The organism is Streptomyces sp. RGM 3693 (genome assembly GCF_050471125.1).
Classification (GTDB): domain Bacteria; phylum Actinomycetota; class Actinomycetes; order Streptomycetales; family Streptomycetaceae; genus Streptomyces.
Window position 1 is genome coordinate 2,330,453 of sequence record NZ_JBMPPQ010000001.1, and the last position, 11,353, is coordinate 2,341,805.

15 protein-coding genes are annotated in these 11,353 nt (G+C 68.4%); 1 reads left to right on the forward strand and 14 read right to left on the reverse strand.

The window, feature by feature from the left end:
• Positions 1 to 249: 249 nt before the first annotated feature.
• The 9 genes from ACO0M4_RS09930 to ACO0M4_RS09970 form a co-directional block, all read right to left on the reverse strand.
• Entirely contained in the window at positions 250 to 843 is a 594-nt protein-coding gene (locus tag ACO0M4_RS09930; protein ID WP_430369436.1) for a hypothetical protein, read from the reverse strand.
• 92 nt (positions 844 to 935) lie between these two features.
• The gene (locus ACO0M4_RS09935; protein ID WP_430369437.1) at positions 936 to 1,379 is read right to left on the reverse strand and encodes a hypothetical protein; all 444 of its coding nucleotides are present in this window, start codon (positions 1,377 to 1,379) and stop codon (positions 936 to 938) included.
• Positions 1,380 to 1,382: 3 nt separating this feature from the next.
• Positions 1,383 to 1,622, reverse strand: a complete 240-nt coding sequence (locus tag ACO0M4_RS09940; protein WP_430369438.1) for a hypothetical protein — start codon at positions 1,620 to 1,622, stop codon at positions 1,383 to 1,385.
• Between the two features lie 41 nt (positions 1,623 to 1,663).
• A complete protein-coding gene (locus ACO0M4_RS09945; RefSeq protein ID WP_430369439.1) occupies positions 1,664 to 2,194 on the reverse strand; it encodes a hypothetical protein in 531 nt (176 codons plus the stop codon).
• A 1-nt stretch (position 2,195) separates the two neighbouring features.
• Positions 2,196 to 2,528, reverse strand: a complete 333-nt coding sequence (locus tag ACO0M4_RS09950; protein ID WP_430369440.1) for a hypothetical protein — start codon at positions 2,526 to 2,528, stop codon at positions 2,196 to 2,198.
• Positions 2,529 to 2,531: 3 nt separating this feature from the next.
• Complete coding sequence (locus tag ACO0M4_RS09955) at positions 2,532 to 2,720, reverse strand: hypothetical protein (RefSeq protein WP_430369441.1); 189 nt, start codon at positions 2,718 to 2,720, stop codon at positions 2,532 to 2,534.
• A gap of 20 nt (positions 2,721 to 2,740) precedes the next feature.
• A complete protein-coding gene (locus tag ACO0M4_RS09960; RefSeq protein WP_430369443.1) occupies positions 2,741 to 3,274 on the reverse strand; it encodes a hypothetical protein in 534 nt (177 codons plus the stop codon).
• Positions 3,275 to 3,616: 342 nt separating this feature from the next.
• Positions 3,617 to 4,084: a hypothetical protein gene (locus tag ACO0M4_RS09965; protein WP_430369444.1), complete on the reverse strand. Its 468-nt coding sequence runs from the start codon at positions 4,082 to 4,084 to the stop codon at positions 3,617 to 3,619.
• A 123-nt stretch (positions 4,085 to 4,207) separates the two neighbouring features.
• On the reverse strand, positions 4,208 to 4,684 hold the full coding sequence (locus tag ACO0M4_RS09970) for an IPT/TIG domain-containing protein (protein ID WP_430369445.1): 477 nt from the start codon (positions 4,682 to 4,684) through the stop codon (positions 4,208 to 4,210).
• 287 nt (positions 4,685 to 4,971) lie between these two features.
• Between ACO0M4_RS09970 and ACO0M4_RS09975 the strand changes: the two genes are divergently transcribed.
• A complete protein-coding gene (locus ACO0M4_RS09975; protein ID WP_430369446.1) occupies positions 4,972 to 6,027 on the forward strand; it encodes a hypothetical protein in 1,056 nt (351 codons plus the stop codon).
• Here ACO0M4_RS09975 and ACO0M4_RS09980 read toward each other — a convergent pair.
• The 5 genes from ACO0M4_RS09980 to ACO0M4_RS10000 all read right to left on the reverse strand — a co-directional run bounded on the left by ACO0M4_RS09980 (position 6,005) and on the right by ACO0M4_RS10000 (position 11,347).
• A complete protein-coding gene (locus tag ACO0M4_RS09980; RefSeq protein WP_430371325.1) occupies positions 6,005 to 6,415 on the reverse strand; it encodes a transposase in 411 nt (136 codons plus the stop codon). The two genes, ACO0M4_RS09975 and ACO0M4_RS09980, sit on opposite strands and share 23 nt — an antisense overlap.
• A gap of 179 nt (positions 6,416 to 6,594) precedes the next feature.
• A complete protein-coding gene (locus tag ACO0M4_RS09985; RefSeq protein ID WP_430369447.1) occupies positions 6,595 to 7,887 on the reverse strand; it encodes a phage major capsid protein in 1,293 nt (430 codons plus the stop codon).
• Positions 7,888 to 8,023: 136 nt separating this feature from the next.
• Entirely contained in the window at positions 8,024 to 10,180 is a 2,157-nt protein-coding gene (locus ACO0M4_RS09990) for a 2'-5' RNA ligase family protein (RefSeq protein ID WP_430369448.1), read from the reverse strand.
• Positions 10,181 to 10,425: 245 nt separating this feature from the next.
• Positions 10,426 to 11,058, reverse strand: a complete 633-nt coding sequence (locus ACO0M4_RS09995; RefSeq protein WP_430369449.1) for a hypothetical protein — start codon at positions 11,056 to 11,058, stop codon at positions 10,426 to 10,428.
• A 55-nt stretch (positions 11,059 to 11,113) separates the two neighbouring features.
• Positions 11,114 to 11,347 (reverse strand): hypothetical protein, encoded by a 234-nt coding sequence (locus tag ACO0M4_RS10000; RefSeq protein ID WP_430369450.1) that lies wholly within the window; start codon positions 11,345 to 11,347, stop codon positions 11,114 to 11,116.
• Positions 11,348 to 11,353 lie beyond the last annotated feature (6 nt).

The window sequence follows — 11,353 nt, forward strand, 5'->3', positions numbered from 1 at the left end:
GCAACACCGCCACGCCCGCCCGCCCGCGGCGCCGCGGCCGGGGCCGCAGTCGTCAATGGGGCGCCGAATATCGGCCTGATCCAGGTCAGCCTGGACATGTCTCTGGTGTCGGGGCGCCTTCGGGAGAGCGCGTCGCCGCAAGAAGAAGGCACGGAGGAGCAGCACGGGCAGCTCTCTCGGGCAGCCAAGAGGCCCGTACCGATCAAGGAAGGCGACATCTCCCGTGCTCGGTAGGGGCCTTGGCCGACCTTACGCTGCGGCGAAACTCGGGTCGTTGGTGAGCAGATACCAGGCGTCGGCGTCGTCGCCGCCCTGGACCGCGAGCCTGAGGGGGAGGATGGCTTCCTTCGACTTCTGCAGATCGGTGTTCACGCCCTCCATCTGCATGGTGCGGGGCATGACGTACCGGTAGGACTTGGCGCCGTCGATGACCTCAATGATCGCGGCGACTTCGGTGCGGCCGCCGATGCGCGGCGGTGTGAACTTGTAGTGCTTCGGCGGGCTGGCCCCGCCGCCGGCCGGGGTGATCTCGGTGATGGCGCCGCCGCCGAAGGCGGACCTGAAGTTCTTCCCGGACCACTGCTGGAGGTCCACTTCGATGGTGGCCGCGTCCGAGGTTTGGAACGTCCGGCTGGGGAAGTCGGTCTGCGCAGACTTCACCTGTTCGAACTGGGGCTCTTCCGAGAACTTCAGCGAATCCTCGGTGGTGAGGCCGACGCTGGACCAGCCCTCGGGCATGGTGACCGTGGCATCGGCCGGCGCTTCGGTACCCACCGGAGCGAGCCAGACACGGGTACGGGCTGGAACGACGATCTGCGCGGCGTTTGTGATCTCGCCTGCCATGACGGGGGCTCTCCTTGTGGCCGGGGTTCAGGGCCGGGCCACGATGGAGAGTGGAGCGGGTTAACGTCGCGTGCTCGTCCCGCGCGGGACGATCAGGGTGCTTGGGCAGACGGGTGGACGGTGACGAGCAGGCCGAAGATGTGGCGGGGCTGCCCGTCGGCGAGGGGGGAGTCGATAAGGGCGCCGGAGGGCCGGACGGAGCTGACGACGGGCTGGCCGGGCTTCGCCGGGGCGTCGGGGAGTTCCTTCGCCGCGAGCGCGCCGGTCAGGGCGATGCGGCGGAGTGCGGCCGGGCCGGGCCAGCCGCCGGGGTCGCCGTAGACTTCCAGTGTGACTTCGGGTTCGGTCGCCCACTCCAGGGTGCGCATGTCACCTCCGGGGCCGGTCGTGACGCGCAAGTGCGGCCAAGGGGCCTCGGCGATGCCGGAGACGCGGCCGGGCCCGCCGAGCGCTTCTGCCACCTTGGGGTGCTCGGCGAGCCAGGCCAGGACGACGGCGACCGGGTCGGCGCCGGCGATCGGGTATGGGTCGCTCACGGGTCAGGCTCGGGTGCGGGCGATGTAGCCGCTGCTGCGGAGCTGGCGGGCGTAGTCAGGGGAGACGTGCGCGGAGTCGCCCGGCGTCACCTCCTTCCCGGCCACGCGCAGGTGGTGGGCGAAGGTGACCTTCTCGGGCTTCTGGCCGGGGCGCAGCGGCGGGCCGACGAGGTTGATGGTGTCGGCGGCCGGCACGTCGGTGGTGTTCGCGGCGGTGGTGGTCTTCTTGATGTTCGTGGTCATGGCGCGCAGGGTGGAGAGTGGCGCGCGTTACTGTCGCGGGCTCAGCGGCGGGCGGCGACGATTGCGGCGGCGCGTGCCATGTAGAAGGTGCCGGTCGCTTCGAGGTTGCCGGGGTAGACGGTGCCGACCTCGGCCTCGACGACGAACTCGCCGCTGGCGACGACCTTCGCCGTGACGGTGCTGCCCGTGATGACGGGCGGCAGTGTGCGGATGTTCCGGGAGATGCCGTCGGGGATGGTGCGCGTGGTGCACCGGCAGTTCTTGAGGTTGGCCACGGCCCGGGAGGTCTCGTCGCGCGGGGCCTTCATGTAGGTGAGGGGGCCAACCCCGCGGTGCCGGCGGTCCCAGTCCATGCTGTTGATCGTGAACCGAAGGTTGTCGGGTACGACTTGGCCTTGGGCCCGGTTATGGGTGGGGCGGACCTTGTCGTCGGCGACCGTGACCCACTGCTTCGTGGGCGGCGCCAACCGTTTGGCTTCGATCTCGACCTGATGGGCGATGCGCTGGATGTGCGGGGCGATCATCCACGCGAGCATCGTCTCCAGTGCGGGGTTGGGGGTGAACTTCGCCAACTCAGGGAACCTTGGGTGGATTTCGGGTTCCGGTGGCCTGGACGTAGTCGACTGCCGGGCAGCCGGGCACTTGGTGGAGGCGGGCGGTCGTGATGGTCCACTTCGTGCCCGTCTCGTCGCCGACGACATCACCGGGCTCCACAGGCCAGGCGACCGGGTCCAGGCGTAGCGACCAAGTGTCGTCTGACTGTTCCAGTGCGGAGCCGGGCCAGGTACCGCGCAGCTGCGGCAGTTGGCTCGGGTTCGGCGGCACCGGGACGCCGTTCAGGTCTCGGACCCACGGGTGCTTAAGCGCGTACAACGTCAGCATCCGGTTGGCCAGGACGACAGCCACGGCTCAGCCCTTCCCTGGGGTGACCAGGGCCTGCCAGATCCCCGCGGTCACCTCTGTGACGTACGTCGTGAACGCCGTGGTGGTGTTCTCTCTCTTCGCGCGGCTCATGTCGCCGTTCGCGAAGAACGCCGTCCGCTGGGCATTGGTGAGTTCGAGCGCCAGCTTGGCGTACGACTGGTACAGGTCGCCCATCGCAGCCCGATCTCCTTTCGTCAGCGCCAACGCTGGGTGCGACTGGACGAGTACGGCCAAGGTGCGCGAGGCGGGCGGGACAAAGGCTGGAACACGAGGCGACGCAGCCGGTTGAGGCTGTTGATCGTGGGCGGGGCGCCCGCCTGCCCGGTGGTAGGGGAGGAGTCGTACGAGATGGACTGGCCTTCGGCGCTGACCGAGGAGACACGACGTCCCGGCCCAGTGGTCTGATCGGGGCGCTGCCGTACGGACTCGGCGGCGTGCGCGACGACGTACCGCACTACGGCCTCCTCCTTAGCGCCGTTGAGCCCCACGAGCAGGTCTACGTCGTACGTCCCGTCGCTGTTGCTTCGGTACGAGACGACTTCGGCGATGTCGTTGAGGTCCAGGGACCAGGCGTCGATGTCGTCAAGTGCATCCGCCCAGCGAGGGGTGAGGCCGCGCAGCATTGTCGCGGTTGGCACCAAGGAGCGGTTGAGGTACGCGGCAACATCGGCCTGCGCGTTGCGGACCTCCTGCTCGTAGGTGCTGCGCTGCGCGGACGTGAGGGGCAATGGGACACCGAGTGCGTCACCGACCGCTTCCGGTGACGCAACGAGTCCTTGGCCGGTAGGTAGGTCGAGACGCACCGATGTGTCCATGACGGGCTGTGCCGCCGAGTTCGGGGTGAGGGTCACCGCGCCCCAGTATCTGCCTGGCGCAACGGTCGGCAGATCGAACCGGTACACCCCGGCGCGGAGGCGGACAGAGGGCGCGACTGATGCGACCACCGGTCCGTCAAGCTCGGGAGTGGCGTACAAGTCGAGTCGGGATACCTCGCCGCCGGCCGGGACCGGGTCGCAGTGTGCCCCGGCCCACAGCGGATTGTGGTTGTAGACCGACACCCTGTGTCTCCCTTACTGGTTGCCGGTGCGCGCGGCCTGCGCGTCGAGACGTTCACGGATGAGGGTGGCGATGCGCTCGGAGACCACGGCGCCCTTGGGCTGGAGGAGCCGGGTGATGGGGGTGCGGTGCGGTCCGAGGACCGTGCGCTCGACCAGGCGGACGGTGCACTGCAGGGTCGAGCCGAACGGGGTGAGCGGTACGAACACCTCGTCGAGGTTGGCGGGCGGCTGGTTGGTGGCGTCGTCGAGGATGACGTCGGACAGGTTCTCTTCGTCTGGGATGACCTCGGTCGGTGTGACGTACGGGCTCGGTGCCGGAGGCTCCGGGGCATCGTCGACGTGCGGCGGCTCCAGCGGGGCTGTGTCCGGCGCCGCGGGGGCGGAGTCGGCTGCCTTGGGCTCGGAGGCGGTTGCGTCGGCTGGGGTCTCCTCGGCGGCTACCTTCGCGGCAGTCTTGCGGGTGCGGGTCGTGCTGGCCATGCGTGGCTCCTCAAGAGGTATCTGTCCGATCGCGCGCAGCCTGCGCAAGAAGATCGGCTTGTGTCGCACGGTGCGGGACAATGGCGCGGGGGCACACACACCATGTGGGCGCCGCTGCTCCGGTCAGCCTCCGGCCGGAGCCTCGTAGGTGAAGCCGTTGGACTTGGAGATGCCGCCGCTGTCGTCGGCGAGTTCGACGGTGACGGGCCCGGCCTCGCCCGCGGGCGTCTTCACTGTCAGCTCACCTGCCGAGCGGATGTGGAGGTCGGTGCCGGCGCTCCCGCCGAAGCTGACCGTGGAGATCCCGTCGAGGTTGTCGCCCCTGATTGTGACTGTGATGCCGCCTGCTGCCGGGCCCTTGGTGGGGTTGATGCTGGCGATGGTCGCTGCGGTGAACAGGTGGTCAACGGCGGATCGCAGGACGATCGTCCCGGCCGGGTAGAGCAGAAAGCGCTTGGAGCCTTCCGGCTGCCCATCTCCGCGCCCGTACGGCTCGGAGATGTAGACGTCTTCAGTGACCCGCACGAGCGGGTCGTCAAGCGCGGCAGCGGGGAACGTCGCCTTGGTGATGCGGGAGCTGTCGTGGCGATACAGGCCCATGATGTCCTTCTTCCGGTGCGGTGGTCGAGCGAGGGTGCGCGCCGCGGTCGGCTTGGGTCGCGTGCTGCGAGCGGCATTGGGCTAGGGCCTGTTGTGAAAGTGCTGGTCCAGCCACTCGTTGAGGATCGCGATCAGCAAGATGCCTGCTGGCGCGCAACGTGGTGCACGTCGGCGTCGCGTCGGCGGTGTCGGATCGGCGTGGCGCTCATCCGGAGAATCGTCTCTGCTGGTCATGGCGTGGATAGCGTGTGGTCGTCGGCTACTCCACCCGAAGAACGGGCACCAGCATGACCGCTACCTCCTCTCGCACGCAGTACGGGCCTCCGCGGCATCCCGGGGAGTACTTCCGCGTCGATCCCAACGGCCCCCAGGCGCACACCGACCCGGTGGCCGTGGCCGTTCGGCATCTCGTGCCGTTCATCGGGCTCCGGGCCGTGTTGCCGGTGCCGGGCAACCCCAATCGGCAGTGGGTGTTCCGGTACGAGTCCTACCTGAAGGAGGGGAAGGAGAAGGGGGAGGGCGAGCTGCTCGTCAAGGACCCCGACTACTTCCTGATCGAGGTCGATCCCGGGCTGAACGGCGAGAGCCGCATCGTGCGCAACGCCCGCCCGCTGAGCGAGTGGGCCTCGCTGACAGGACTGGGCCAGCTCCTCGCCTTCCTGGCGATCCCGAACATGCAGGGCAAGGACGGCGCCAGCCACTACTGGGCGTTCCACATCAAGAACGACCAGCTGGTGTACCGGAACATCGAGATCAAGCACGGCGGCGGGTACACCGACTCGATCAAGCGGGACGACCGCCCCGTCGCCGGCGATTGGGTGTCGCTGGACGGCATCGGGCTGATCACCTCATTCATGCCCATGCCCGAGTGGGAGAAGACCGGCGACGTGAACCGGCTCCGGGTCTTCTCCTTCGACCCCGACTGGAATCTCATGGTGCGCACCATCGGCATCAAGGACAGCTCCGGCCACGAGGACAGCCTGATCGCACCCGACACCCCGGTCACCGGTACGACGTGGCCGGCTCTGGACGGGGTCACCCAGCTCGGACCCATCGTGCCGGTAGTGCCGAAGCCCACCGATCCAGCCGACGTCTTCCGGTTCAACGTCCTTCACTTCAAGCCCGACTGGAAGCTGAACCTGCGGACCATCGAGATCAAGAAGGGGGCCCCCGCCTTCAGCGTGGCAGCGCTGGACTTCATCTCGCAGGCCGTCGCCGCCATCGCCGCCCAGTTCCAGGACCTATGGCAGAAGGTCAAGAATTTCTGCCAGGCCATCGAAGCGTGGTGCAAGGGGGCTGTAAACCAGATCACGCGGTGCTTCAAGAGCATGGTCGGCTTGTAGTCGTCCTTGTCGAACTTCGGCGGCCGACAGCCGCGCGACCCGCGCTTGAGCCGGTTACGGACCCGGTCGGTGGAACCGGGATCGTGGCCATGATTCCGCGTCTGCGCAGGTAGGACCGGCTACTGCGCGAGTCGTACGCTTTGTCGGCCCGGACCCGGTCCGGGCGCTTGCGCGGCCTGCCCAGTCCGAGCCGGGGTACCCGGATCGCTTCCAGAACCGGTTCGAGCTGTGGGGAATCCCCCCGCTGACCGGCCGTGATCACGACGGACAGGGGTTTCTGCCCCTGCTCGACGGCAAGGAGGATTTTGCTGGTCAGGCCGCCCCGGGAGCGGTCCGAGTCCGTGATCGGCGGGCTCGACGGTCTCCTCGTCGACCGACGTAAGGACAGAGCCGACGCTGTATGGCGGGCCTTTGCGCACGGCCGGCGCCTCGGTCAGCGCGTCCAATTTGCCGCGAGTCCGACGAGTTGTTTGTCCGTCACCGAGTGCCTCCGTGTCAGATCGTGCAGAAGAGGGCGAAGGGGAGGCGCCTGCCAGGACGATGGGCGGCGCCTCCCCTTCAGCAGGATCAGCTGGTGGGCTGGGTCCAGGTGCCTATCACGAAGGACTCGGGGCGCGGGACCTCCAAGGCGACCCGCTCGTCCGCTCGGAAGGTAATCAGGCCCTTCTCGAAGTTGTCGCTGTTCTCGCTGGAAACCGTGACAGAGACGGACTCACGATCGTGGAGCTGGGCGCCCAACCCAAAGGCGCCGATGAGGAAGTTCTCGTCCGCCATCGCCGTCGTCTCAACCACATCGAGGCGCCAGACCCTCTTGGTCGCGCCGACCGCGATCTGCAAAGCGACCCTGAACGCGCCGGTCTTGTCCTCCTCGACTTCGACGTGCTCCCACATCGTCGGCGACAGGACGATGCCGGTCGGGTCGTACTCGGCGAGCAAAGCCTTGGTGATCGCGCGCCTGATCTGGACGCTGTACTGGTCGGTGTTGATCCCGTGGTACTGCTGAACGCCGGGGGTGTTGAAAATTCCCGTCAAAGACTGTCCGTCGCCGACGGAGTGCAAAAGGTCCCAGTCTTCCTGGTACTTGACGCCTTCGATCATGCGCGAATTGATGAAAGTCTTCAGACGCGGCTCGTCCGACAGGATGTTCTTATGTGCATCGAGCAGGTGGGCGATCTCGCTAACCGGGTACATCACGGGGACAAGGGAGAGCTTAGACCGCGGTGCTCGGCCCCAGGTGTCCGTGTCGGTTCCGGTCGCCGGGCTGGTGCCGTCGGCGCCGTAACGCTCCTTCACCTGCCTGGCGTTGTTGGTCCAGCCGGTCTCACGCGCACCGTAGAGGACCGGCTGCTTCGTGCTGCTCTTGGGGAAGAGATCGCGGATATGGAACTTACGGTATTCGCGCTCGGCGATACCCAAGTTCTGAGCGGAGCCGAGAGTTTGGTGCGTGACATTGCCGGCGCTCAGGCTGAAGATGGACTTCCCTTCAATCTCCGCACGGACGTATGGGCGGTCGCGGAAGCCTGCCTGAGCAGCGTGCTTGTACGCATCAGACGCGACGAACAGGTCGCCGAGGGACTTGGCCTCTACTTCAGGAGTGCCGGAGCCATAGAACTGACCGGCTGCCGATGCCTCCTCCGGCGCGTTGAGGTAGGTGGTCAAGGAGTCGGCGCCCTGCGCAGCATCCACGAGTCCCTTGATTTCCTCGGCTTCGCGGACGACCTTGACGTAGGCGTTGCGCTGATCGGTACTGATGACGAAGGAGCCGTTCTCCTCCTTGAAGGTCCCCGCAATGCGGTCGGCCTCCGCCGACTTCTCGGCGAGCTGGGACTGGAGGTTCTTGAGCAGGCTCTTGTCAGCCATGATGGTGTATCTCCCAGTGCTGGGCGTGGCGATGGACTGCGTCCGCTCGCCCGGCCAGCACCGGGACGACCGCGAAGCGCGCGGGCATTGGAGAACACCGACACCATTAACGTCGCGTGGTCAGCACACCGAGGGCTCAGGTGCGCAGTGCCGCGAGCTGCGCCTTGACCTCGTCGACGTCCAGCACTGCGCGGTTCTTCGGCTTGATCGGCGTGTACGGATCCTCGTCCTGGTCCTCCCCATCTTCGTCGGACGGGTCCCAGCTCTCCGCGCCGTCTTCGTCTGCCCACAGATCGACTGGGGGCGTGGAGGTCGGCTCGTCCACAGCATCCTGCGGCTCTTCGTCGGCGTTCGCGGGGACGTCCTCGTCGGGAAGGAAGTCGTCCTCCTCGTCGGCCTGCGGGAGGTGGCTGTGGTCGCTGTCCTTCGCGGCCGCCGGCATCGGCGCGCCCTTCTTGGCCAGGGCCTCCAAGAGCCGCTCTACGCTTGGCTGAAGGGTGCCGACCTCGTCGGGGGTGGCATCGGAGACGCTGATCAGAGCGGTCGCGTCGTTGATGGCCTGCGCGGATGGCCGCATGAATCGCTCCTCCACCTCTTCGACGTCGTCGGCGTCCCGGCTTTCCCCGTCTACCGGGATGGCGACGGTGGTGAGCTCGACAGGCTGCGGGGAGCCCAGGTCCACGTCGAACTGGTCGACCGTGTACGGGATGGCGTAGGTGTGCGTTTCGCCGCTGCTGCACACGACGACGATGGCCTGGTCGGGGTAGGTCGCCTCCACGCCGGTGAAGGTGTGCTCGTCGTCGTCGAACAGGGACCGGGCGGCTTCGGCGATGCGGGCGCGGAGCTGCTCGTAGGAGTACGGGGTGGGTGCGGGCATGGTGGTCTCCAAGGGGAGGGCTTTGGCTTCGAGCACGGCGGCGCGGGCGCTTTTGCTCTGTGCGGCGTGGGTGGCGGGGTAGATGCCGAGGGCTTCGTGATGGCGGAGGTTGCAGTAGCCGCGGGCGTCCTCGGGGGACATGTGCTGGCTGGCCAGGGCCACGCAGCGGTCGAAGTCGCCTTCGGCGCCCCAGCCGATGCGGGCTGCGCCTCCCTCGCGCGTGTACCAGTGGCGCAGCTGCTCGGCGTTGCCACGGTTGCGGTCGAGCCCACCCGCCTTGGCCTCCAGGCGCACGGCGGCCGCGGTCTTGGCCTCGACGGGGGCCTGCGCCGGTTCATCGGTGTCTGTCGGCGGGCCGGACAGCGGGATGGGGGTGCGCTTGTCGCCCTGCACCACGACCACGTCGTCGAAGCGAACGGGGATGGACGGGAACGGTGATACGTCCGGCAGCCGGTAGCCGAGGGTGATGTGCGGGGTGAATCCGTGGTCCTCGTGGAAGGCGTCTGCGTATGCGCTCAGGCGGAGGGCGTCGGCGATGCGGTTGCGGAGCTCGCTCAGGCCGGGCACATCAACAGGTACCCAGGTCACGTCGCCGTCGCCGGTGTCGGGGAAACGGCCGATGCCGCCAACGGTGCCTTCGAGGGGGTTGGCGTCGGCCAGGGCGTTCCGTACGACGCTGACGAGGTCGTCGGGGTGGGCGCCGAGCGCGGAGGCGTCGCCGAGGTAGGCGAGCGTCACGTGCAGGTGCCGCGGGTCGGTGCCGTCGGGTTGGGCGAGGCGTTCGGCGACGTCCCGCGGCGGATAGACAGCGACCATGGCGCCGCTGCCCACCTGCGGCTCGCCGTCCTTGTGCTCCAACTGGACAGGGGACCAGACGGCTTTGCGCTCGACGGATCCGTCGGCTGGCGCTGCCTTGACTTCCAACGACCGGGTCATGGGGTGGGCGCCGTGCAGGACCGGGCTGACCTCGTACAGGTCCAGAGCGTGGATGATCCGGACACCGTCGTGGCGGCGGGAGGCACCGCCGGCGGGGACCTTGTAGCCGATGGAGAACTGCGCCTCGCTGTACTCGTGCCACTGCTTGACCTGCTCGTACACATCGCGGCCGCGCTGCGTGCGCAGGTTGAACGCGACGGTGGCGACCAGCGCCCCAGCCTCCTTGGGCCAGACGGCACCCCCGGGAACGGAGGCGAAGCGGCGGTCACCGGGCTGCCACTCCTCGATGTCGAGGACGACCCCGATCGGGTCCTTCCACTCGTGGTGGAAGACGGTCTTCACCCGGCGGGTGGCGAGGGTCTTGGTGAAGGCGCCCGGCAGGATGAGGTCGTTGACCTCGTCCGTCACGCCGGTCACGGCGAAGATGGCCCGAACGGTGCCGTGGCGGATCGGCGGCGGCTTTCGGGGTGGGCTCGGCACGGCGGGGACCTCCATGGCGCTGGCGGACAACCCGCGCACCGTGCCCCCGCCGGAGCCTTACCGTCCTGCGCTGCCCCTAGGGGCCTGTGTGGCGGCCTGGTAGCCGCGCTTCCACACGTGAGCCCGGAAGCGGTCCTCCGGGCCCCCGTTGGCGTTGTAGGGGCAGTCGCTGAGGGACTGGCCGGCCGCGGCCGCCCGGTGTCCTTCAGCAGCCACAGTGAGCGCGGTTGTGCGATCGAGCGGCACTACTTCGCTCCCTTCTTCTTGGGCTTCCTCGCGCCAGGGAACGGCACATCAGGGTCGTCGTCCTGGTCATCCTGCGGGTCGTCCGTCGACTCTCCCACGTTCGGATCGGCCGCATCCAAGCCGGTGACGTCTACCGCCTCGTCGGCGGCCGCCGACACATCATCCTCCAGCGCGGGCGCATCGGCCGGCGGCTCGTTCGCCGAGCTGTCACTGCTCGGGTCGGGCACCTCGCCGCTTCCCGGCCTGGCCGTCCCTGGCGTGCCGCTCGGAGCATTGTCACTGTGGGGTGCGCCGACGCGCTGCATCTGCGCCCTGTCCACGTCCAATGCCCAGGCCCTGTCGTCCGAGTAGCGCCACACCTGCCCTGTGCGGTCCCGCACCCAGCCCGTCAACGTGCCGTCCGGCGCCCGGTCCAGCCACGCTTCCTCGCCGTCCGTGCCGTCCGTCCCGGCGAAGCGGGCGAACGCGGCCGCCGGATCGGTTTCGTCACCGCCGTCGTACGCATCACCCGCCCACGGCCGAGCGTCGTCGTGGGCAGGCGGCTGAGGCTCCTCGGGGGGAGAAGCCGTTGGGGCATCCTCAGGCGGCGCGGCGGGCAGCGCCTTGATCGAGTACGCGTAGTGAATCGTCACGCCGGGAGAGTGCGGGCCGCGGCCGCCTTGTGTCCCGGCGAGGGCCGGCCGCCGGCTACGCACGATGCTCCACCACACGGCTGTGGCCCCGTAGCAGCGCGAGTACCGTCTGAGGGTCACCCGGGTCCAGGTCCCGCAGCGGCCCGAGCGGGTGGAGCAGAACCGGCGTGCCGGTGTACTGCTCGACCAACGCGCGGACCCGGGCGGAGCCGACCACCGGCCGGTCGGATCGCCCGGTGATCTGCACCTGGTAGGGGCATCCATCGTCCATGATCCCGGTCACCATCATCGTCTT

What these genes read in the sequence shown, in the direction of transcription:
- ACO0M4_RS10000 (WP_430369450.1), bottom strand. Translation starts at nt 11,347, where the DNA reads ATGATGGTGACCGGGATCATGGACGATGGATGCCCCTACCAGGTGCAG.
- ACO0M4_RS09965 (WP_430369444.1), bottom strand. Translation starts at nt 4,084, where the DNA reads ATGGCCAGCACGACCCGCACCCGCAAGACTGCCGCGAAGGTAGCCGCC.
- ACO0M4_RS09985 (WP_430369447.1), bottom strand. Translation starts at nt 7,887, where the DNA reads ATGGCTGACAAGAGCCTGCTCAAGAACCTCCAGTCCCAGCTCGCCGAG.
- ACO0M4_RS09975 (WP_430369446.1), top strand. Translation starts at nt 4,972, where the DNA reads ATGACCGCTACCTCCTCTCGCACGCAGTACGGGCCTCCGCGGCATCCC.
- ACO0M4_RS09940 (WP_430369438.1), bottom strand. Translation starts at nt 1,622, where the DNA reads ATGACCACGAACATCAAGAAGACCACCACCGCCGCGAACACCACCGAC.
- ACO0M4_RS09930 (WP_430369436.1), bottom strand. Translation starts at nt 843, where the DNA reads ATGGCAGGCGAGATCACAAACGCCGCGCAGATCGTCGTTCCAGCCCGT.
- ACO0M4_RS09970 (WP_430369445.1), bottom strand. Translation starts at nt 4,684, where the DNA reads ATGGGCCTGTATCGCCACGACAGCTCCCGCATCACCAAGGCGACGTTC.
- ACO0M4_RS09955 (WP_430369441.1), bottom strand. Translation starts at nt 2,720, where the DNA reads ATGGGCGACCTGTACCAGTCGTACGCCAAGCTGGCGCTCGAACTCACC.